Annotated in this window: 19 protein-coding genes; 16 read left to right on the forward strand and 3 right to left on the reverse strand. The window is 73.6% G+C overall.

What is annotated here, in order from left to right; all coding sequences use genetic code 11:
• The first annotated feature begins 149 nt into the window (after positions 1-149).
• Genes C5508_RS12550 through nusB form a run of 3 tightly spaced genes read left to right on the forward strand, consistent with a single transcriptional unit; the run spans position 150 to position 2,241 of the window.
• Positions 150-1,235: a M24 family metallopeptidase gene (locus tag C5508_RS12550; RefSeq protein ID WP_104525289.1), complete on the forward strand. Its 1,086-nt coding sequence runs from the start codon at positions 150-152 to the stop codon at positions 1,233-1,235.
• On the forward strand, positions 1,236-1,796 hold the full coding sequence (gene efp / locus C5508_RS12555) for an elongation factor P (RefSeq protein WP_104525290.1): 561 nt from the start codon (positions 1,236-1,238) through the stop codon (positions 1,794-1,796).
• Positions 1,797-1,833: 37 nt separating this feature from the next.
• Positions 1,834-2,241, forward strand: a complete 408-nt coding sequence (gene nusB, locus C5508_RS12560; RefSeq protein ID WP_104525291.1) for a transcription antitermination factor NusB — start codon at positions 1,834-1,836, stop codon at positions 2,239-2,241.
• Positions 2,242-2,352: 111 nt separating this feature from the next.
• On the opposite strand, the gene C5508_RS12565 is transcribed toward nusB, so the two are convergent.
• The 3 genes from C5508_RS12565 to bldD all read right to left on the reverse strand — a co-directional run bounded on the left by C5508_RS12565 (position 2,353) and on the right by bldD (position 4,996).
• Positions 2,353-3,357, reverse strand: coding sequence for an ABC transporter permease subunit (locus C5508_RS12565; protein WP_104525292.1), 1,005 nt, complete (start codon positions 3,355-3,357; stop codon positions 2,353-2,355).
• Positions 3,354-4,277, reverse strand: coding sequence for an ABC transporter ATP-binding protein (locus C5508_RS12570; RefSeq protein WP_104525293.1), 924 nt, complete (start codon positions 4,275-4,277; stop codon positions 3,354-3,356). Before C5508_RS12570 ends, C5508_RS12565 begins: the two co-directional genes overlap by 4 nt.
• A gap of 161 nt (positions 4,278-4,438) precedes the next feature.
• The gene (gene bldD / locus C5508_RS12575; protein ID WP_104525294.1) at positions 4,439-4,996 is read right to left on the reverse strand and encodes a transcriptional regulator BldD; all 558 of its coding nucleotides are present in this window, start codon (positions 4,994-4,996) and stop codon (positions 4,439-4,441) included.
• A 255-nt stretch (positions 4,997-5,251) separates the two neighbouring features.
• Between bldD and pyrR the strand changes: the two genes are divergently transcribed.
• From pyrR to coaBC, 13 genes are all read left to right on the forward strand, one after another.
• Positions 5,252-5,878, forward strand: a complete 627-nt coding sequence (gene pyrR / locus C5508_RS12580) for a bifunctional pyr operon transcriptional regulator/uracil phosphoribosyltransferase PyrR (protein ID WP_104525295.1) — start codon at positions 5,252-5,254, stop codon at positions 5,876-5,878.
• Positions 5,875-6,795 (forward strand): aspartate carbamoyltransferase catalytic subunit, encoded by a 921-nt coding sequence (locus tag C5508_RS12585; RefSeq protein ID WP_104525296.1) that lies wholly within the window; start codon positions 5,875-5,877, stop codon positions 6,793-6,795. The genes pyrR and C5508_RS12585 overlap by 4 nt, the downstream gene beginning before the upstream one ends.
• Positions 6,792-8,081 (forward strand): dihydroorotase, encoded by a 1,290-nt coding sequence (locus C5508_RS12590; RefSeq protein ID WP_104525297.1) that lies wholly within the window; start codon positions 6,792-6,794, stop codon positions 8,079-8,081. Before C5508_RS12585 ends, C5508_RS12590 begins: the two co-directional genes overlap by 4 nt.
• Positions 8,078-9,244 (forward strand): glutamine-hydrolyzing carbamoyl-phosphate synthase small subunit, encoded by a 1,167-nt coding sequence (gene carA, locus C5508_RS12595; RefSeq protein ID WP_104525298.1) that lies wholly within the window; start codon positions 8,078-8,080, stop codon positions 9,242-9,244. The genes C5508_RS12590 and carA overlap by 4 nt, the downstream gene beginning before the upstream one ends.
• Positions 9,244-12,600 carry a carbamoyl-phosphate synthase large subunit gene (gene carB / locus C5508_RS12600; protein WP_104525299.1) on the forward strand — a complete coding sequence of 1,119 codons (3,357 nt, stop codon included), beginning with the start codon at positions 9,244-9,246 and terminating at the stop codon, positions 12,598-12,600. The genes carA and carB overlap by 1 nt, the downstream gene beginning before the upstream one ends.
• Positions 12,597-13,964: a beta/alpha barrel domain-containing protein gene (locus C5508_RS12605; protein WP_104525300.1), complete on the forward strand. Its 1,368-nt coding sequence runs from the start codon at positions 12,597-12,599 to the stop codon at positions 13,962-13,964. Before carB ends, C5508_RS12605 begins: the two co-directional genes overlap by 4 nt.
• The gene (gene pyrF / locus C5508_RS12610; RefSeq protein WP_104525301.1) at positions 13,961-14,824 is read left to right on the forward strand and encodes an orotidine-5'-phosphate decarboxylase; all 864 of its coding nucleotides are present in this window, start codon (positions 13,961-13,963) and stop codon (positions 14,822-14,824) included. Before C5508_RS12605 ends, pyrF begins: the two co-directional genes overlap by 4 nt.
• 51 nt (positions 14,825-14,875) lie before the next feature.
• Positions 14,876-16,036 (forward strand): acyl-CoA dehydrogenase family protein, encoded by a 1,161-nt coding sequence (locus C5508_RS12615; protein WP_104525311.1) that lies wholly within the window; start codon positions 14,876-14,878, stop codon positions 16,034-16,036.
• A gap of 32 nt (positions 16,037-16,068) precedes the next feature.
• On the forward strand, positions 16,069-18,216 hold the full coding sequence (locus C5508_RS20500; RefSeq protein WP_198598054.1) for a SpoIIE family protein phosphatase: 2,148 nt from the start codon (positions 16,069-16,071) through the stop codon (positions 18,214-18,216).
• A gap of 211 nt (positions 18,217-18,427) precedes the next feature.
• The gene (gene mihF, locus C5508_RS12625) at positions 18,428-18,754 is read left to right on the forward strand and encodes an integration host factor, actinobacterial type (protein ID WP_104525303.1); all 327 of its coding nucleotides are present in this window, start codon (positions 18,428-18,430) and stop codon (positions 18,752-18,754) included.
• Between the two features lie 42 nt (positions 18,755-18,796).
• Entirely contained in the window at positions 18,797-19,384 is a 588-nt protein-coding gene (gmk, locus tag C5508_RS12630) for a guanylate kinase (RefSeq protein WP_104525304.1), read from the forward strand.
• A gap of 76 nt (positions 19,385-19,460) precedes the next feature.
• Complete coding sequence (rpoZ, locus tag C5508_RS12635) at positions 19,461-19,724, forward strand: DNA-directed RNA polymerase subunit omega (RefSeq protein WP_014376157.1); 264 nt, start codon at positions 19,461-19,463, stop codon at positions 19,722-19,724.
• A 137-nt stretch (positions 19,725-19,861) separates the two neighbouring features.
• The gene (coaBC, locus tag C5508_RS12640) at positions 19,862-21,088 is read left to right on the forward strand and encodes a bifunctional phosphopantothenoylcysteine decarboxylase/phosphopantothenate--cysteine ligase CoaBC (protein WP_104525305.1); all 1,227 of its coding nucleotides are present in this window, start codon (positions 19,862-19,864) and stop codon (positions 21,086-21,088) included.
• The last annotated feature ends 54 nt before the right edge of the window (positions 21,089-21,142 follow it).

The raw sequence follows: 21,142 nt of genomic DNA on the forward strand, positions 1-21,142 counted from the left end.
TATCTCTTTTTTTTTTTTGTTTTTAGTTTTTCTATTTGTATGTTGGATGTTTCGCGCTTGTTTTTTATCTGGTCCGCCTACCTCTGTCATCACACCTCTAGTCCTCGTCGTCAGCGTCAGTCGGGTAGAAGAGACAGCGCCGGGACGTCCTGCGCGCCACGGCCGCCGAGCGCGGACTGGACGCCGTCCTCGTCACCAACCTGCTCAACGTCCGGTACCTGACCGGCTTCACCGGCTCCAACGGCGCCCTGCTCGTGCGCACCGACGGCGGGGACCTGTTCGGCACCGACGGCCGCTACACCACGCAGGCATCGACCCAGGTGCCCGACGTCGAGCTGCTGGTCGACCGGGCCACCGTCGCGGCGCTGGCCCGGGAAGCGGTCCGTCGCGGCGCCGGCCGACTGGGCTACGAGTCCCACGACCTCACCGTCGACGGGCTGCACGGCCTGGAGCGGGTGCTGTCCGACGCCGCCGCGGGCGCGACGGTGCCGGAGCTGGCCTCGGTCCGCCGCGCGGTCGAGGCGCAGCGCGCCATCAAGGACGACGACGAGATCGAGTCGCTGCGCCGGGCCTGCGCCGTGGCCGACCAGGCGCTGGCCGAGCTGGCCGCCGAGGGTGCGCTGCGCCCCGGTCGCACGGAGCTGCAGGTGGGGCGCGAGCTCGACGCCCGCATGCTGGCGCTGGGTGCGGAGGCACCCTCGTTCGAGACGATCGTCGCCACCGGCGCGAACTCCGCCATCCCGCACCACCGGCCCGACGCCACGGTCCTGCGCGAGGGCGACTTCCTCAAGCTCGACTTCGGCGCGACCGTCGATGGCTACCACTCGGACATGACCCGCACCCTCGTGCTGGGCGGACGTCGGGGTGTGGCGGCCGACTGGCAGCGCGAGGTCTACGAGCTCGTCGCGGCGTCGCAGGCGGCCGGCCGGGCGGCCCTCGCCGTCGGTGCGGACGTCGTCGCGGTGGACTCCGCGGCCCGCGACGTGATCGTCGCGGCCGGCCACGGGGAGCACTTCCCACACGGTCTCGGGCACGGCGTGGGGCTGGAGATCCACGAGGCGCCGGGCATCGGCCAGCTGGGCGCGGGTAGTCTGGCCGCCGGCATGGCCGTCACCGTGGAGCCGGGGGTGTACCTCCCGGGGCACGGTGGTGTCCGGATCGAGGACACCTTGATCGTCACGGACGACGCGCCCGAGTTGTTGACCCTCACGAGCAAGGAACTGCTGGTCCTCTAGATGGCTACCACCAACGACCTGAAGAACGGCATCGTCCTCAACCTGGACGGCCAGCTCTGGACCGTCACCGACTTCCAGCACGTCAAGCCCGGCAAGGGTGGCGCCTTCGTGCGCACCACGCTGAAGAACGTGCTCTCGGGCAAGGTCGTGGACAAGACCTTCAACGCCGGCACGAAGGTCGAGACGGCCACCGTGGACAAGCGGTCGATGACCTACCTCTACAAGGAGGGCACCGACTTCGTCTTCATGGACGGCGACACCTTCGAGCAGATCTACGTGCCGGCTCAGACCGTGGGTGGCGGCGCGGACTACCTGCTCGACAACACCGAGGTCACCGTCGCGGTGCACGAGGGCACGGCGCTCTACGTCGAGCTGCCGGTGACGATGGAGCTCGTCGTCGAGCACACCGACCCGGGCCTGCAGGGCGACCGCTCCACCGGTGGCACGAAGCCCGCCACCCTGGAGACCGGCGCGCAGATCCAGGTGCCGCTGTTCATCTCCACGGGCGAGAAGCTCAAGGTCGACACCCGCGACGGCCGGTACCTCGGCCGCGTCAACTGATCGCGCCCGTCATGACCTCGACCCGCCCTCCCCGCTGATGGCTGCGCGCACCAAGGCCCGCAAGCGCGCCGTCGACGTCCTCTACGAGGCCGACGTCCGCGGCCGGGAGCGACGGGAGCTGCTCCGCGAGCGGGTCGCCGACGGCAACCCGCCGGTGCCCGACCACGCCGTCCGGCTGGTCGAGGGCGTCGAGGAGCACGGCGCCCGCATCGACGAGCTGATCGAGACCCACACCTCGGGCTGGTCGCTGGACCGGCTGCCCGACGTCGACCGCGCGATCCTGCGGATGGCGACCTACGAGCTGCTGTGGGTCGACGACGTGCCCGACGCCGTCGTGATCGACGAGGCGGTGGAGCTGGCCAAGGCGCTGTCCACCGACGAGTCCCCGAAGTACGTCAACGGCGTGCTGGGCGCGATCCTCGCCGCCGAGGTCCCGACCGCGTAGCTGTCTTGTGGCGCCGAGTGGGGCCCGGAGGGTTCCGCGCAGGCGCGACGGACTCGCTCGTCGGCAGCCGGGACGCCTCCTGGTCGCGGTGTCGTCCGGAGGACGACGATGTCACTGCAGGTCGCGGCGGGCGAACAGCCAGACGCCGATCCCGACGATCACCGCGGCGTACACGCCGACGACCAGCCCGCCGTGCAGGTTGGTGACCAGGTAGGACGGCGGTTCCGCGGTGTACGCGGCGTCCCAGTCGTAGATCCGGGTGCCGCCCGGGAGCACGAGGGCGACGGTGTTCACCATCAGGCTCCAGCGCTCGGCCGCCATGCCGATGAAGGCGCGCAGCATGCCCTCGAGGATGGCGAAGTAGACGAACGCGATACCCAGCGCGGCGCCGGTGTTGCGGGTCAGGTTCGCCAGGCCGAAGCCGAGCAGCGCGACCAGCACGGTGAGCAGGACCGCGCGCCCCTGCGCGGCCAGCAGTTCCGACCAGAACCCGTCGGCGAGCTCGCGTCCGGAGCCGGCGGCGGCGTCGAGGATCCAGGCCATGGCGAGCCAGGCGGCTTGCGCGGCCAGGCCGATGACGGCGGCAGCGATCGCCAGCACGCCGAGCTTGGCGCCCATCACCTTCAGCCGGTTCGGCACCCAGAACAGCAGCGCGACGATCGACCGGTTGGACCACTCCGCGCCGATCCAGGTGGCGCCCACGAGGAACGCGAGCACAGCCGCGCCGGCGGCGGCACTCATGGCGCCGGGGATCGCCGTCGAGCCGAGGTCGAAGGGCTGCACCGTGAGGAAGTCCTCCACCTGCAACGGCGGCCCGCAGAAGTCGGCGGTCGGCTGCCCGGCCGCCTCGGCGCAGTCCTCGCGCCACTGCTCGTCGGCGTCGAGCGCCTGCTCGTAGTTCGCCTCGGCGGCGGCGTAGTCCGCAGCGGTCGGGTGGTCGAACGAGAGCAGCCCGATGCCGATGGCGCCCAGCCAGCCCAGGACGGCAAGCCCGAGCAGCACCTGGATGAAGCGGCGCGTCGCGAACCGCAGGAGCTCGCTGCGCAGGAGGGAACCCGTGCCCCGTGTCCCCTCGGGCCCGGGCGGCGCCTTCGGCTGCTGCGTCGCGGCGCTCACGCCTGCCCTCCGGTGATGGCGAGGAAGGCGCTCTCCAGGTCGGGGGTCACGCGGACCAGCTCCTCGACGTAGTGGCCGCGCTCGGCGAGCACGCGGGTGATGGCCCCCGGAGCGGGCGCGCCGTGCACGAGCACCTGGCCGTCCGGAGCGGGGGAGACGGAGTAGCCGGCGGCGGCGAGCACCGCGGCCGCAGCGGCGGGGTCGGGAACGGTCACGCGGACGTCGCCGGAGCCCGCCCGGGACAGCACCTCGGACACCGGGCCGGAGGCGACCTGCCGGCCGCGCGCGAGGATGGTGACCGAGTCGCACATCTGCTGCACCTCGCTCAGCAGGTGGGAGCTGACCAGCACCGTCGTCCGGCCGTCGTGCCCCAGGCGCCGGACGAGCTCGCGCACGTCACGGATGCCCGCCGGGTCCAGGCCGTTGCTCGGCTCGTCCAGGATCAGCAACCGGGGCGCCTTGAGCAGGGCCGCGGCGATGCCCAGCCGCTGCTTCATGCCGAGGGAATAGCCCTTGAACCGGTCGCCGGCGCGGTCGCGCAGGTCGACCAGCTCCAGGCACTCCTCGATCCGGGAGCGGGGGACGCCCGCGGCCTCGGCGAGCAGGCGCAGGTTCATCCGCCCCGACAGGCCGGGCGAGAAGAGCGGGGTCTCCACCAGGGCGCCGACGTCGGCGATGACGCCGGGGAGCTCGGCGGGCACCGGGCGGTCGAGCAGCAGCATCCCGCCGGCACCCGGGTCGGGGCGGACCAGGCCCAGCAGCACACGGATCGACGTCGTCTTGCCCGACCCGTTCGGCCCCAGCAGCCCGTGCACGCCGCCGGAGGCCACGGTCATGTGCAGGTCGTCGAGCGCCCGGAACGGCTGACCGCCGCGCCGGCGGTAGGTCTTCGAGACGCCCACCATCTCCACTGCCGGCATGCGGGGTTCCTCCCAGCGAGCGGGCACGTCGCCCGAGGTGCGAGCACCCTGGCACAACGATGCAGCGGGAGGACAGCGTCCGGCGCGCGTGTCGGAACCGGCCGTCCCCGGAAACGGCGGAGGGCCCCTGCCGCGGTGCGGCAGGGGCCCTCCTCATCGGTTCAGCGCGGCGAGCGCCGGCGGTCACCCCAGGAGTCGTCGACGTCCTCCTCGAGGTCGTCGTCCCCGCCGGAGCCGACGATGCCCTCCAGGCCGGGGGAGAGCACACCCCACTCGATCAGCCGCGAGGTGAGCTCGTCGGGGCTCATGTCGTAGATGATCGCCAGCGACTTGAGGTCCTCCGCGCGGATGGAGAGGACCTTGCCGTTGTAGTCGTGCCGCTGTGCCTGGATGGTCGAGGCGTAGCGGGCCAGCGGGCCGGCCTCGTCCGCGGGCAGCGAACCGAGCGACTCGAGGTTCAGCACGATCTTGTTGGTCGAGGTGACCGCGGAGCTGGGCCGGGGGTCGGGCAGCAGCTCGGAGACCGGCACGCCGTAGAAGACGGCGAGCTCGGAGAGGCGCTGCACGGTGACCGCGCGGTCGCCTCGTTCGTAGGACCCGACGACGACCGCCTTCCAGCGGCCGTGCGACTTGTCCTCCACGCCCTGCAGGGACAGGCCCTGCTGATTGCGGATCGCGCGGAGCCGGGCGCCGAGGGCCCGTGAGTAGTCGGTGCTCATCGCTGTCTGCTCACTGTCCGTCGTCTCGGAAGGGTGCTGGTCGTCACGCAGCGTACTGGTGAAGCCTGGATCACAACAGGCGGCCTGCCCCTCCCGAGGAGGGTGATCGCGCAGCCACGCACGGTGGGCGGCCGGGCCGCCGACCTGGGGCGCGACCTGGCCCGGCGGCGGTCGCGGAGGCCGCGTGCAGTACCGTCGCACCCGGTCCGACCACTCCTTTAACGACCCGTCCAGTGAGGCGGGGAAGGAGGCCTGATGGCCCGCACTCCCGAGCCTGCCCGGAGCCCGTCTCCCGGCAGCGCCCCCGGCACCCTGCTCACCGGCGCCGACGTCGCCCGCGTCATCGACCGCATCGCGCACCAGCTCATCGAGCGCGCGGCCTCGGTGACCGCCGGCCGGGACGCTCCCGCCGGCGACGCGACCGGCCTCTCCTCGCTGGTGCTGGTCGGCATCCCCACGCGCGGCGCCCCCCTGGCCCGCCGCCTGGCCGCCCGCATCGAGGCGTTCTCCGGGATCACCGTCGACGTGGGCACCGTCGACATCACGCTGTACCGCGACGACCTGCGACTGCGCGGCGTCCGGGCGCTGGAGTCGACCGTGCTCCCCGACGGCGGCATCGACGACCGGCTCGTGGTGCTCGTCGACGACGTGCTGTTCTCCGGCCGGTCGGTGCGCGCGGCGCTCGACGCCCTGCGCGACCTGGGCCGGCCGCACTCGGTGCAGCTGGCGGTCCTCGTCGACCGGGGGCACCGCGAGCTGCCGATCCGGGCCGACTACGTGGGCAAGAACGTGCCGACGTCGCGGTCCCAGCAGGTCCGCGTGCACCTTGCGGAGACCGACGGCGTGGACGAGGTGCTCGTGACCGAGGGGGAGAGCCAGTGAAGCGGCACCTGCTGGAGGCCGCCGACCTCGACCGGGACGACGCAACGCTGGTGCTCGACACAGCGGCGCAGATCGAGCAGGCCCTGGCCGGCCGGGAGGTCAAGAAGCTCCCCACCCTCCGCGGGCGCACCGTGGTCAACCTCTTCTACGAGGACTCCACCCGGACCCGGATCTCCTTCGAGCTGGCGGCCAAGCGCCTGAGCGCCGACGTCATCAACTTCTCGGCCAAGGGCAGCAGCGTCTCCAAGGGCGAGAGCCTCAAGGACACCGCGCTGACGCTGGAGGCGATGGGCGCCGACGGCGTCGTCGTCCGGCACTCCGCCTCCGGCGCCCCGCACCGGCTGGCGAACTGGGTGCGCGGCAGCGTCGTCAACGCCGGCGACGGCACCCACGAGCACCCGACCCAGGCGCTGCTGGACGCGTACACGATCCGGCACCGGCTGGGCCGGCTCGACGGGGTGCGCGTGACCATCGTCGGCGACGTGCTGCACAGCCGGGTCGCCCGCTCCAACGTCGTCCTGCTGCAGACCCTGGGCGCCGAGGTCACGCTGGTCGCTCCGCCGACGCTGCTGCCGGTGGGCGTGGGCAGCTGGCCCGCGGAGGTCGGCTACGACCTGGACGCCGTGCTGCCCAAGAGCGACGTCGTGATGATGCTGCGGGTGCAGGGCGAGCGGATGAACGCCTCGTTCTTCCCGAGCGCCCGCGAGTACAGCCGCCGCTACGGGCTGGACGCCCGGCGGATGGCCGCGCTGCCCGACGACGCCATCGTCATGCACCCGGGGCCCATGAACCGCGGCATGGAGATCGCCGCCGAGGTGGCCGACTCCGTCCGCTCCACGATCGTCGAGCAGGTCGCCAACGGGGTGTCCGTGCGCATGGCCGTGCTCTACCTGCTGCTCGGAGGCGCTGCCCAGTGACCACCCACCTGATCAAGGGCGCCCGGCCCCTCGGCGGCGACGCCGTCGACATCCTGGTGGAGGACGGCCGGATCGCCGCCATCGGCGACTCGCTGGCCGCGACCGGCGCCGAGGTCGTCGAGGCCGGCGGGCTCATCGCCCTGCCCGGCCTGGTCGATCTGCACACCCACCTGCGCGAGCCGGGCCGCGAGGACGCCGAGACGGTGGAGACCGGCAGCCGGGCGGCGGCGCTCGGTGGGTTCACCGCGGTGCACGCCATGGCCAACACCGACCCGGTCGCCGACACCGCGGGCGTGGTCGAGCAGGTCTGGCGGCTCGGGCAGGAGGCCGGCCTGGTCGACGTCGTCCCGGTGGGCGCCGTCACCGTCGGCCTGAAGGGCGAGCGGCTGGCCGAGCTCGGCGCCATGGCCGACTCCGCCGCCCGCGTCCGGGTCTTCTCCGACGACGGGCACTGCGTCTCCGACCCCGCGCTCATGCGCCGGGCGCTGGAGTACGTGAAGGCCTTCGACGGCGTCGTCGCCCAGCACGCGGAGGAGCCGCGGCTGACCGTCGGCGCCCAGATGCACGAGGGCGACCGCTCGGCCCGGCTCGGGCTGACCGGCTGGCCGGCCGCGGCGGAGGAGGCGATCATCGCCCGCGACGTGCTGCTCGCCGAGCACGTCGGCGCGCGGCTGCACCTCTGCCACGTCTCGACGGCGGGGTCGGTGGAGATCCTGCGCTGGGCGAAGTCCCGCGGCGTCCAGGTCACCGCCGAGGTGACCCCTCACCACCTGCTGCTCACCGACGCCTGCGCGGAGTCCTACGACCCGGTGTTCAAGGTCAACCCGCCGCTGCGCACCGAGGCCGACATCGAGGCGCTGCGGGCCGGTCTGGCCGACGGCACGATCGACGCCGTCGGCACCGACCACGCCCCCCACGCGGTCGAGGACAAGGAGAGCGAGTGGGCGCAGGCCCGGCCCGGGATGCTGGGGCTGGAGCAGGCGCTCTCGGTGGTCATCGAGACGATGGTCGAGCCGGGCCGCCTCGACTGGGCCGGCGTCGCCGATCGCATGTCGGTGCGGCCCGCGCAGATCGGCCGCCTCGCCGAGCACGGTCGGCCGATCGCCCCGGGCGAGCCGGCCAACCTGGTGCTGCTGGACCCGGGTACCCGCGCGACGGTGGACCCCGCGGCGCTGGCCAGCCGCAGCCGCAACAGCCCCTATGCCGGCCGGGAACTCCCCGGCCGGGTGGTCGCGACGTTCCTCCGGGGGATCGCGACCGTTCTGGACGGAAAGGCAACACGGTGAGTGACGCGATCCTCGTGCTCGAGGACGGCAGGACGTTCCGGGGTGAGTCCTACGGCGCGACCGGGACGACGGTCGGCGAGGCGGTGTTCGCCACCGGCATGACCGGCTACCAGGAGACGCTGACCGACCCCAGCTACGCCGGTCAGATCGTGGCCATGACCGCACCCCACATCGGCAACACCGGGGTCAACGGCGAGGACGACGAGAGCCGTCGCATGTGGGTCGCCGGGTTCGTGGTGCGCGACCCCGCCCGGCGGCCGGCGAACTGGCGGGCCACCGGCAGCCTCGACGACGAGCTGACGGAGCAGGGCGTCGTCGGCATCAGCGGCATCGACACCCGGGCGCTGACCCGGCACCTGCGCGACCGGGGTGCGATGCGCGCCGGCATCAGCACCGAGCTGGACGCCGACGAGCTGCTGGCCCGGGTCACCGCCGCCGACAGCATGACCGGGGCCGACCTGGCGCCGACGGTGAGCACGGTTGAGGCCTACGTCGTCCCGGCGGTGGGGGAGAAGCGGTTCACGATCGCCGCCCTCGACCTCGGCATCAAGACCGCCACCCCCCGCCACCTGGCCGAGCTCGGCGTCGAGACCCACGTGCTGCCCTCCACGGCCACCGCCGAGGAACTGCTCGCCGCCGGCCCCGACGGGGTCTTCCTCTCCAACGGCCCGGGCGACCCGGCAGCCGCGGACTACGCCGTCGACGCCGTCAAGGGCGTGCTCGACGCCGGCCGGCCGCTGTTCGGCATCTGCTTCGGCAACCAGATCCTCGGCCGCGCGCTGGGCCTGGGCACCTACAAGCTGCAGTTCGGCCACCGCGGGCTGAACCAGCCCGTGCTCGACCGGGTCAGCGGCACCGTCCGCGTGACCAGCCACAACCACGGGTTCGCGGTCGACGCGCCGCTGGACCGGCCCACCGACACCCCCTACGGGCAGGTGGAGGTCAGCCACGTCGGCCTCAACGACGACGTCGTGGAGGGCCTGCGCTGCCTGGAGGTGCCGGCGTTCAGCGTGCAGTTCCACCCCGAGTCCGCCGCCGGACCGCACGACGCCGCGCCGCTGTTCCAGCGCTTCGTCGACCTCATGGAGTCCGCCCGGGACGGGGAGGCCCGCGCCGGCGGACCCGCGCCGGTCGTCGAGCACAGCACCGGGGAGAAGAACTGATGCCCAAGCGCACCGACATCGAGCACGTCATGGTCATCGGCTCCGGGCCGATCCTCATCGGGCAGGCGGCGGAGTTCGACTACTCCGGCACCCAGGCCTGCCGCGTGCTCCGGGCCGAGGGCCTGCGGGTCAGCCTGGTCAACAGCAACCCGGCGACGATCATGACCGACCCGGAGATCGCCGACGCCACCTACGTCGAGCCGCTGACGCCGGAGTTCGTGGAGAAGGTCATCGCCAAGGAGCGCCCCGACGCGCTGCTGGCCACCCTCGGCGGGCAGACCGCGCTCAACATCGCCATCGGGCTGTACGAGAACGGCGTCCTGGAGAAGTACGGCGTGCAGCTGATCGGCGCCGACGTCGACGCGATCAACCGCGGCGAGGACCGGCAGAAGTTCAAGGACATCGTCCGGTCCATCGGCGCCGACGCCCCGCGGTCCCGGGTGTGCTCCACCGTCGAGGAGGCGATCGAGACCGCCGAGGAGGTCGGCTACCCGGTCGTCATCCGCCCGAGCTTCACCATGGGCGGCCTGGGTTCGGGCTTCGCCACCGACGAGGCGATGCTGCGCCGCATGGCCTCCCACGGCCTGGCCGACTCCCCGGTGCACACCGTGCTCATCGAGGAGTCCGTGCTCGGCTGGAAGGAGTACGAGCTCGAGCTGATGCGCGACCGCAGCGACAACGTGGTCGTCATCTGCTCGATCGAGAACATCGACGCGATGGGCGTGCACACCGGTGACTCGGTGACCGTCGCCCCGGCGATGACGCTCACCGACGTCGAGTACCAGCGCATGCGCGACGTCGGCATCGCCGTGCTGCGCGAGGTCGGCGTCGACACCGGCGGCTGCAACATCCAGTTCGCGGTCAACCCGGCCGACGGGCGCCTGGTCGTGATCGAGATGAACCCGCGGGTCTCCCGGTCCAGCGCGCTGGCGTCCAAGGCCACCGGCTTCCCGATCGCCAAGATCGCGGCAAAGCTCGCCATCGGCTACACGCTCGACGAGATCACCAACGACATCACCGGCGTCACCCCGGCAGCCTTCGAGCCGACGCTGGACTACGTCGTCGTGAAGATCCCGCGGTTCGCGTTCGAGAAGTTCCCGGGTGCGGACCCGCGGCTGACCACGACGATGAAGAGCGTCGGCGAGGTCATGTCGATGGGCCGCAACTTCGCCGAGGCGCTGGGCAAAGCCATGCGGTCGACGGAGACCAAGGCGTCCGGCTTCTGGACTGATGGGGTCGGCGGGGCGGGTGGAATCGCCGCCCCCGACCACCGCTCGGCCGACGAGCTGCTGGAGGCGCTGCGCACCCCCGTGGACGGCCGGCTCTACACGGCGGAGGCGGCCCTGGCCGCCGGCGCCACCGTCGAGGACGTCGCGGCGGCCAGTGGTTTCGATCCCTGGTTCGTCGACCAGATCGCGCTGGTCCGCGAGATCGGCGACGCGGTCCGGGAGGCGCCGTCGCTCACCCCGGAGCTGCTCCGGCGGGCCAAGCGACACGGATTGAGCGACCGGCAGATCGCGGCCCTGCGTCCCGAGCTCGCCGGTGAGGACGGCGTCCGTGCGCTGCGCTGGCGCCTCGGCGTGCGGCCGGTCTACAAGACGGTCGACACCTGCGCGGCGGAGTTCGCGGCCCGCACGCCGTACCACTACTCGTCCTACGACGAGGAGACCGAGGTGCAGCCGCGGGAGAAGCCGGCGGTGCTGATCCTCGGGTCGGGGCCGAACCGGATCGGGCAGGGCATCGAGTTCGACTACTCCTGCGTGCACGCCGTCATGGCCCTGCAGGACGCCGGCTACGAGGCGGTGATGGTCAACTGCAACCCCGAGACCGTCTCCACCGACTACGACACCGCCGACCGGCTCTACTTCGAGCCGCTGACGTTCGAGGACGTCCTCGAGGTGGTGGAGGCCGAGCGCGCGGCCGGTCCGGTCGCCGGGGTCATCTGCACTCTGGGCGGGCAGACGCCGCTGGGTCTGGCGCAGCGGCTCAAGGACGCCGGCGTGCCGGTGCTGGGCACCTCGCCGGAGGCCATCGACGACGCCGAGCACCGCGGGGCCTTCTCCCGCGTGCTCGCCGACACCGGGCTGCTCGCGCCCAAGCACGGCACCGCCACGACCTACGCCGAGGCGCACGAGATCGCCTCGTCGATCGGCTACCCGGTGCTCGTGCGGCCCTCCTACGTCCTGGGCGGGCGCGGCATGGAGATCGTCTACGACGACGCCACGCTCGAGGCCTACATCGCCAAGGCCACCGACGTCAGCCCCGCCCACCCGGTGCTGGTCGACCGGTTCCTGGAGGACGCCGTCGAGATCGACGTCGACGCCCTCTACGACGGCACCGACCTCTACCTGGGTGGCGTCATGGAGCACATCGAGGAGGCCGGCATCCACTCCGGTGACTCGGCGTGCGCGCTGCCGCCGATCACCCTGGGGTCGGCCGACCTGCTGAAGATCCGTGCCGCCACCGAGAAGCTGGCCGCGCGGATCGGGGTCCGCGGGCTGATGAACGTCCAGTACGCGATCAAGGACGACATCCTCTACGTGATCGAGGCCAACCCCCGGGCCAGTCGCACGGTGCCGTTCGTCTCCAAGGCCACGGCGGTCCAGTTGGCCAAGGCCGCGGCCCGGATCGCGGTGGGGGAGACCATCGTCGAGCTGCGCGCCGCCGGCGTGCTGCCCGCGACCGGCGATGGCACCGACCTGCCCCAGGACGCGCCGATCGCGGTGAAGGAGGCGGTCCTGCCCTTCCACCGGTTCCGCACCGTCGAGGGCTACGGCGTGGACACCGTGCTCTCGCCGGAGATGAAGTCCACCGGGGAGGTCATGGGCCTCGACGCCGAGTTCGGCACCGCCTTCGCCAAGTCGCAGGCCGCCGCGTACGGGTCGCTCCCGACCGAGGGCACGGTCTTCGTGTCCCTGGCCAACCGGGACAAGCGCTCGGCGGTCTTCCCGATCAAGCGGCTGGCCGACCTCGGCTTCAGGCTGCTGGCCACCGCCGGCACCGCCCAGGTGCTGCGCCGCCACGGGGTGGCGGCCGAGGTGGTCGGCAAGTACAGCGAGGGCCCGGGCAACGTGGTGGAGGCGATCCAGGCCGGCGACGTCGACCTGGTCTTCAACACCCCCTTCGGGGCGCCGGGCAACAGCGGCCCCCGCCTGGACGGCTACGAGATCCGCACCGCCGCGGTGAGCGCCGGGATCCCGTGCATCACGACCGTCCAGGGGATGGCGGCCGCGGTGCAGGGCATCGAGGCGCTGCGCCGTGGCGACATCGGGGTGCGCAGCCTGCAGGAGGTGCACGCGGCCCTGGCCGGTGGCACGCACGGCGGCCCGAGCACCTTCGCGGGGACCGGGGCGTGACGACGACGTCGTCGCCGGACGCCGTCCGGCGCCTGCGCGACGACGTCGTCGGCCGGGGCCTGGTCGAGGTCCTGCCGGCCGCCTTCCTGGCCGGGGTCACCCGGTTCGGCCGGCCGCCGGCGGCGGAACTCGACGTGCTCACCGCGGACGCGACCGCCCTGGCCGGGCGGCTCGCGGCCGGCGACGTCGGCGACGGGGACCTGCCGCTGCTGACCCGGGTGCTGCACGTCGCCGGCCACGCCGACCTGCTGGCCGCGCACGGGGTGCCGGGTCCGGCCTACGACGTCCTCGGCTCCTTCCGGGAGAACCTCACCCGGCCGCTGGGCCCCCGGCAGACCGAGCGGCCGACGGCGGGCGCCCGGCGCTGGCCGCTGCTCGGACGCACGGTCGGCTTCCCGATCGGCGTACCCGCCTGCGTGCTCAACGGCAGCGAGGCGTGGGTGCGGCACAACGTCGCCAACGGCTGGAACGTGCTGACCTATAAGACCGTGCGCGGCCGGGCGCACCCGGCCAACGAACAGCCCAACTGGGTGTTCGCCGCCCGGGAGATCACCAGCCTGCAGCCCGGCGCCGACGCCGACGTCGTCGCCGACCCCTGGGACTGGGTGGCGCCGGGCTCCGCGACCGTCAGCAGCGTCAACTCCTTCGGGGTGCCCTCCCCGGCGCCGGAGGAGTGGATGGCCGACCTGGAGCGGGCGCTGGCTGCCGTCGGCGACGAGCAGCTGCTGCTGGTGAGCGTCATGGGGGAGGGGGACGACCTCGCGGCGGACTTCGCCGGCACCGCGCTGATGGCCCAGGAGGCCGGTGCGCCGGTGGTGGAGCTCAACCTCTCCTGCCCGAACACGCTCGACCGGTCGGCGGCCGGGGTCAAGCCGCCGTTGTGCCTGGACGCCGACGCCACGGTCGCGGTCGTCGAGCACGTCCGCCGGTCGCTGGACGACCGCACCGGCCTGGTGGCCAAGCTCTCCTGGCTGGACGAGCCCTCGCTGGCCGCGCTGGTGCTGCGGCTGGCCCCCCTGGTCGACGGCGTCGCCGGGATCAACACCGTGCAGAGCCGGGTGCGGCGCAGCGACGGCACCCCGACCTTCCCGGGGCGCGAGCTGGCCGGGCTCTCCGGGATCGCGGTGCGCGAGCCGGCGCTGGACTTCACCCGCCGGCTGGTCGCCCTGCGGGAGGGGGGCGGGTTCCACTTCGACGTCCTCGCAATGGGCGGGGTCACCGACCCGGCGTCGTTCGAGGCGCTGTTCGCCGCCGGCGCCGACGCGGTGCAGTCCGCGGCCGGCGCGTTCGCCTCTCCTTTCCTGGCCCGCGACTGCATCGCGGCGCTGGCCGAGACCTTGCCCCGAGCCGTGGAGGCGCCATGACCGAGCCGGCCGTGACCGAGCCCTTCGGGAAGCGCCTGGCCGAGGCGGTGGCCGGCCGCGGACCGCTGTGCGTCGGCCTGGACCCGCACGAGCAGCTGCTGCTCGACTGGGGGGTCGGCGACGACCTCGACGGGCTCCGCCGGTTCACCGACGCGGTGGTCGAGGCGCTCGCCGGGTCGGTCTCGGTGCTCAAGCCGCAGATGGCGTTCTACGAGCGCTTCGGAGCGCGCGGCGCCGCGGTCCTCGAGGAGGCCGTCGCCGCCCTGCGGTCCGCCGGGGCGCTGGTGCTCCTGGACGCCAAGCGGGGTGACATCGGCTCCACGATGGCCGCCTACGCCGACTACCTGAGCGACCGCCACCCGATGCAGGTCGACGCCATGACCGTGAGCCCCTACCTCGGGCCGGAGTCGCTGGCGCCCGCTGTGAGCACCGCCGAGCGCTCCGGCGGCGGGTTGTTCGTGCTCGCCCGGACCTCGAACCCCGATGCGGCGACCTTCCAGCACGCGCGGGTGGGGGACCGAAGCGTCGCGCAGGCCGTCGTCGACACGGTGCGCGGCTGGAACACGCAGGGCGACATCTCCGGTGAGGAGAACGGCGGGTTCGGTCCCTTCCTGGGGTCCTTCGGGATCGTCGTCGGCGCCACGCTGGACGAGCTCGACGTGGACCTCGACGGGCTCCGCGGTCCGGTCCTCGCGCCCGGTCTCGGCGCCCAGGGCGGGACGATCGCCGACCTCCGCCGGCTCTTCGGGTCCGACCGCGCCGTCGTCCCCACGGTGTCCCGGGACGTCCTCGGTGCCGGCCCGGATCCGGTCGCGCTGCGTGCCGCCGCCGAGCGCTGGGCGGAGGCGATCGCGGCCTGAGGGCCGCCGCCGGGAGCGCGCGGTCGCCGGGCCCTATCCTCGGTGTTCGTGATGACGATCCCGACGAGCGTGGCGGAGGCGGTGGCCCGCGCCGGCGACGTGGCCCGCACCGTCGCGGAGCCGCTCGTCGAGCGGACCGACTCCGGGATCTGGCCGGCCGAGGCGGTGCGCGCGCTCCAGGAGGTCGGGCTCGGCGGCCTCACCGCGCCCCGCGCCGCGGGCGGCGCGGGTCTGGGCCTGCGCGGTGTCGCGGCCGTCTGCGAGGCGCTCGGGCGGGTGTGCGCCTCGACCGCCCTGTGCTTCGGGATGCACTGCGTCGCCACGGCGGTGCTGGCCGCGAAGCCGACCGACCGCCAACGCGCCGAGTTCATCGACGCCATCGTGGCCGGGCAGCACCTCACCACCCTCGCGCTGTCCGAGCCCGGGACCGGCGCGCAGTTCTGGCTGCCGCAGACCCGCATGACCCGCGACGCCGCCGGGCTGTGCGTCGCCGGGGAGAAGTCCTTCGTCACCAACGGGTCGCAGGCCGACTCGTACGTGGTGAGCACCGTCGCCGCCGACCCCGAGGCCCCGATGGGCCAGTTCTCCTGCGTGCTCGTCCCCGGGAACGCCGACGGGCTGACGTGGGGCCGGGAGTGGACCGGCATCGGCATGCGCGGCAATTCCAGCCGCGGCCTGCGGCTCGACGACGTCCGGCTCGGCGCCGAGCACCTGCTCGGTGCCGAGGGCGACCAGATCTGGTACGTCTTCGAGATCGTCGCCCCCTACTTCCTCATGGCCATGGCCGGCACCTACCTCGGGGTCGCGCAGGCCTCCCTGGACGAGGCGACGGCGCACCTGGGCCGGCGTGCCCACACGCACACCGGACGCCGACTCGCCGGCGAGCCGCTCCTGCAGCACCGGCTGGGCGTGCTGTGGGCCCAGGTCGAGCGCACCCGCCGACTGGTGCACTGGGCCGCGGAGGAGGGCGACTCGGGTGGCCCGGCCGCCCTGCCGGGCCTGACGTCGGCCAAGGCCGAGGTCGCGCAGTGCGCCGTCGAGGTGACCAACGAGGCCATGACGCTCGTGGGCGGCATCGGGTACCGCGACCGCTCGCCGCTGGAGCGCCACCTGCGGGACGCGCGGGCGGCCGACGTGATGAGCCCGACCACCGACATCCTGCGCACCTGGACGGGGCGGGCCGCCCTGGGCCTGCCGCTGCTGGGCGAGTGACCGGAGCCGACGTCCCCGGGCGGTGCGTCGTCGTGGATCCCTCCACCGATGAGGTCGCCACCCTGCGGGCGCTCACCGGCGTGGACCTGGTGTCGCCCGGCGAGCTGGATGCCCGGCTCGGATCGTCTCCCGAGCCGGTGGACCTGGTGGTCGTCGGATCGCTGGCCGGCAATCCGGTCGGGCTGGTGCAGCGCGCCCACCGGCTGGCGCCCGGGGCCTCGATCGCGGTCCTCCGCGAGGACGACCCCGCGCCGGTGCGGCGCCAGGTGTCCTACGCCCCGGGAGTGCCCCTCGACGTGCTCGTCGTCTCGGTCCGCGACGAGGACCTGGGAGTGCGACTGCGCCGGCTGAGGAACGCCGCCGTCGGACGGCGGCGGCACGCCGCCGTGCTGGCCGCGGTCACCCGGCGGGCCGCGGCCACCGTCGGCCCCGCGGCGCCCGCACCCGCGGCGGTGGGTTCGCTGCTGGAGCACGCGCCGATCGCCGTCCTGGTGATCGCCCCGACCGGCGAGCTGCTGGGCTGGAACCGCCGCGCCGAGCTGCTGCTCGACCTCGGGCAGACCTCTCCGGGCCATCCCGTCGACGAGGTGCTGCCCGGTGCCCTCGCGTACGTCGCCCAGCTCGTCGGCGCGGAGGCCGTGACCGGGAGCGCGACGCCGGCCCCGGCGCATCTGCGCATCGGCGACCGGGTGGACGTCGAGCTGACGGCGGTGCGGAGCCAGACCGACGAGGGACGCCCGGTGCTCCTGCTGCTCGCGGCCGACGTCACCGCGCACCGGGAGGCGGAGCGGGAGCGGGACCGCCTGGCCGACCAGGTGCAGCTGCTGGCCCGGGTGTCGGAGACGCTGGCCGGGTCCCTCGACGTCTCCGAGTCGGTGGCGCACCTGGCCGAGGTGCTGGTGCCCGCGCTGGCGGACTGGACCAGCATCCAGCTCCGCGAGCAGCGCGACCAGCTGGCCGGCGTCACCGTGCGGCACCACGAGCCGTCCCTGGCCCCGGTGGCGAGTGCGATGGAGTCGGTGATCGCCCGGCGGGCCGCGGGCAGCGAGGCGAGCCGGCGGGCGGCCGAGGGGAGCCCGGTCCTCGTCGCGGTCGTCGACGACGCCGTGCTCGACGCGCAGGTGCCCGACGACGAGCTCCGGGACCTGGTGGGCCGTCTCGGGGTGGTCAGCGCCCTGGCGGTCCCGATGCCGGGCCGCACCGGCATCCTCGGGTCGCTCCTGCTGTCCCGGGGTCCCGGGCGGCCGCGGTTCGGGGAGCCGGAGCTGGAGCTCGCGGTGGAGATCGGCCGGCGGGCCGGCATCGCGCTGGACAACGCGCGGCTCTACGCGGGACAGCGCCATGTGGCCACCGAGCTGCAACGCAGCCTGCTCACCGAGCCGCCGGAACTGGCCTCCGCCGAGATCGCCGTGCGCTACGTGGCCGCGGCGCAGGAGGCCCAGGTCGGCGGTGACTGGTACGACGCATTCGCCCAGCCCGACGGGGACCTGGTGCTGGTCATCGGCGACGTGGTCGGTCACGACACCCGTGCGGCGGCCGCCATGGGCCAGCTGCGCTCGCTCGTGCGCGGCATCGCCTTCACCACAGGGGACGACCCGGACGCCGTGCTCACCGCCGTCGACCTGGCGGTGGAGGGGCTGGACCTGGCCGCGATGGCCACCGCGCTCGTCGCCCAGCTCGGCCTCGGCCAGGAGTGGGGCGACGGCGCCACGGTGCGCTGGTCGAGCGCGGGACATCCGCCGCCGGTGCTCCTCGGTCCCGACGGCCGTGCCCGTCTGCTGGAGCCGGACTCCGGCCGTGCGGATCTGCTCCTGGGCGTCGACGCCACCAGCCGGCGGTCGCTGCACGCGGCGACGGTGCCGCCGGGCGGCGCGCTGCTGCTCTACACCGACGGCCTCGTCGAAGGACGCCGGCACACCCTCGACGAAGGGCTGTCCCGGCTGCTGAGCACGGTGGAGCGGCACGCGGCCGAGCGGCTGGACGACCTCTGCGACGCCGTGCTGGCCGAACTCGTCCCCGCCGGGGGTCAGGACGACGTCGCCCTGATCGCGGTCCGCGTGCGCGCTGCGCCCGCCATCGGTGGCTCCGGCGTGTCCGATCCACGGCGTGTCGGCCCCGGGTCCCGGACCTGCGGCGAGGCAGGCAATTCCGGAACGAAACCGGCTCGTCGACCGTCCTGACCTGCTCTGATCACGGTCGGTGACCAGCCGCGCTGGCTCGGTGGGCACCCCCTCGCGCCGTCGTCGAGCACATGTCGGCCGGACGGCATGTGACCTGCGAATTTGCCGAGTCCCACCAGGGCGGACAGGCTGCCAGAGCGAGTGCAGCACCTCGGTACCAGCGGAAACACCGTCGGACCACGAGCCGACGTCGACACGATTGGGTTGCACCATGCCCCTCCCTGACCTGTCCCCGGAACAACGCGCAGCAGCGCTGGAGAAGGCCGCCGCCGCGCGCAAGGCGCGCGCGGAGCTCCGCGAACGCCTCAAGAGCAAGGGTGCGACGGTCGGTGACGTCCTCAAGCAGGGCGAGACCGACGAGGTGATCGGCAAGATGCGCGTCTCGGCGGTCCTGGAGTCCCTGCCGGGAGTCGGCAAGGCCCGGGCTGCGAAGATCATGGAACGCCTGGAGATCTCCCCGACGCGGCGCGTGCGGGGTCTGGGCGCCAACCAGCGCCGTGCGCTGGAGTCCGAGTTCGGCGGCGACCAGGTCGTCTGACCCGGGCCGCAGGCGCACGCACGACCCGGGCGAGGACGACGAGTGGCAGCAGCGACACCGGCACGGCTGACCGTGCTCTCCGGACCCTCCGGGGTCGGCAAGGGCACCGTCGTCGCCGAGGTCCGGCGCCGGCACCCCGACGTGTGGGTGTCGGTGTCGGTCACCACTCGTCGTCCCCGGTCCGGCGAGGTGGACGGCGCCCACTACCACTTCGTCAGCGACGCGGAGTTCGACCGGTTGATCGCCACCGACGGTCTGCTGGAGTGGGCCCAGTACGCCGGCAACCGGTACGGCACCCCCGTGGAGCCGGTCCGGGCGCAGCTGGCGTCCGGCCGACCGGCCCTCCTGGAGATCGAGCTGCAGGGCGCCCGGCAGGTCCGTGCCCGGGCGCCGGAGGCGCAGCTGGTCTTCCTGGCCCCGCCGTCCTGGGCCGATCTGGTCAGCCGGCTGGCCGGCCGGGGCTCGGAATCGGCCGACGTGCAGTCCGAGCGGCTGCGCATCGCGCAGGCCGAGCTGGATTCCTCCGGGGAGTTCGACGTGGTGGTCGTCAACGACGACGTGGCCCGGGCCGCGGACGAATTGGTAGGATTGCTGACTGCGCCCTCGCCCGGACTGGTTCCGGGGGAGTAGCGCCCACGAGGAAGAGCTCCGCCGGTGGTCTCGCCGGCCGCTTCCTCCCGCCATCGAAAGAGGAGCACGCCCGCCCGTGTCCGGAGTCGCACCTGCCCCCGAGGGCATCACCAACCCGCCGATCGACGAGCTGCTCGAGCGCACCAGCAGCAAGTACGGCCTGGTCATCTTCGCCGCCAAGCGCGCGCGCCAGATCAACGCCTACTACAGCCAGCTCTCCGAGGGGCTCCTCGAGTACGTCGGCCCCCTGGTCGACACCGCTCCCCAGGAGAAGCCCCTGTCGATCGCGCTGCGCGAGATCAACGAGGGCCTGCTGGCCCACACCGCCGGCGAGAACTGACGAAGGATCCCCTCGCCCCCACGCCTCGCACGCTCGGCGCGGGGCCCGGCGAGGGGGCCGTTCCAGTCCGTCACCAGGATTGATGAGAAGGCACCCGGCACCTGCCGGGTGCCTTCTCGTGTGGGGAGGATGACGTCGTGAGTCGGATCGTGCTGGGTGTCAGCGGGGGCGTCGCCGCCTACAAGGCCGCGCTGCTGGTGCGCGCGTTCACCGAGGCGGGACACGACGTCCGCGTCGTCCCCACGCCGAGCGCGCTCAACTTCGTCGGCGCCGCGACCTTCGAGGCGCTCTCGGGCAACCCGGTGAACACCGACGTCTGGACCGACGTGCCGGAGGTCGCGCACGTCCGGATCGGCCAGCACGCCGACCTCGTCGTCGTCGCCCCGGCCACGGCCGACCTGCTCGCCCGCGCCGCCATGGGCCGCGCCGACGACCTGCTCACCGCGACGCTGCTCACCGCGCACTGCCCGGTGGTGTTCGTGCCGGCCATGCACACCGAGATGTGGCTGCACCCCGCGACGCAGGAGAACGTCGCGACGCTGCGCCGCCGCGGTTCGGTCGTCCTCCCGCCCGCCGTCGGGCGGCTGACCGGTCCCGACTCCGGTCCCGGGCGGCTGCCCGAGCCGGCGGACATCGCCGCCCTGGCGACCGTGGTCCTCGACCAGGGCGCCGGTGCGCTGGCCCAGGACCTCAGCGGCCGGCGCGTCGTCATCAGCGCCGGCGGCACCCGGGAGCCGCTGGACCCGGTGCGCTACCTCGGCAACCGGTCCTCCGGCAAGCAGGGCTGGGCGCTGGCACGGGTCGCCGCGGCCCGGGGTGCCGACGTCGTCCTCGTGGCGGCCAACGTGGACCTCCCCGCGCCGTTCGGCGTGCGGGTCGTGCCCGTCGGCACCGCCGAGGAATTGCGCGCCGCGATGCTCGCGGAGTCCGAGGCCGCCGACGTGGTCGTGATGAGCGCCGCCGTGGCCGACTTCCGCCCGGCCCGGGTCGCCGCCACCAAGATGAAGAAGGGGTCGGCCAGCGAGCCGGACTCCGTCCCGCTGGTGCGCAATCCCGATGTGCTCGCCGAGCTGGTCACGAAGCGGCGCCCCGGGCAGCTCGTCGTCGGATTCGCCGCCGAGACCGGGGACGCGGACGGCGACGTGCTCGACCACGCCCGGGCGAAGCTCGCCCGCAAGGGCAGCGACCTCCTGGTCGTCAACGACGTCTCGGACGGGCAGGTCTTCGGCCGCGCGGACAACGCTGCCGTCGTGCTCGGGCACGACGGGTCCGCGACGGAGGTGCCGCGGGGCAGCAAGGACGCCGTCGCGGCCGGGATCTGGACCGCCGTGGGCCGTCGGCTCGGTCCGCCTCCGGAGGGCTGAGAGCACTCCATCGCGCCCGCTGTCGCACGCCGCCGGTAACGTGCGCACCCGGTG

This window comes from Blastococcus atacamensis (genome assembly GCF_002938425.1).
Classification (GTDB): domain Bacteria; phylum Actinomycetota; class Actinomycetes; order Mycobacteriales; family Geodermatophilaceae; genus Blastococcus; species Blastococcus atacamensis.

Coding starts and splice junctions, on each gene's coding strand:
- C5508_RS12570 (WP_104525293.1), bottom strand. CDS start 4,277: ATGCCGGCAGTGGAGATGGTGGGCGTCTCGAAGACCTACCGCCGGCGC.
- mihF (WP_104525303.1), top strand. CDS start 18,428: ATGCCCCTCCCTGACCTGTCCCCGGAACAACGCGCAGCAGCGCTGGAG.
- C5508_RS12615 (WP_104525311.1), top strand. CDS start 14,876: ATGACGATCCCGACGAGCGTGGCGGAGGCGGTGGCCCGCGCCGGCGAC.
- pyrF (WP_104525301.1), top strand. CDS start 13,961: ATGACCGAGCCGGCCGTGACCGAGCCCTTCGGGAAGCGCCTGGCCGAG.
- nusB (WP_104525291.1), top strand. CDS start 1,834: ATGGCTGCGCGCACCAAGGCCCGCAAGCGCGCCGTCGACGTCCTCTAC.
- pyrR (WP_104525295.1), top strand. CDS start 5,252: ATGGCCCGCACTCCCGAGCCTGCCCGGAGCCCGTCTCCCGGCAGCGCC.
- efp (WP_104525290.1), top strand. CDS start 1,236: ATGGCTACCACCAACGACCTGAAGAACGGCATCGTCCTCAACCTGGAC.
- bldD (WP_104525294.1), bottom strand. CDS start 4,996: ATGAGCACCGACTACTCACGGGCCCTCGGCGCCCGGCTCCGCGCGATC.
- carB (WP_104525299.1), top strand. CDS start 9,244: ATGCCCAAGCGCACCGACATCGAGCACGTCATGGTCATCGGCTCCGGG.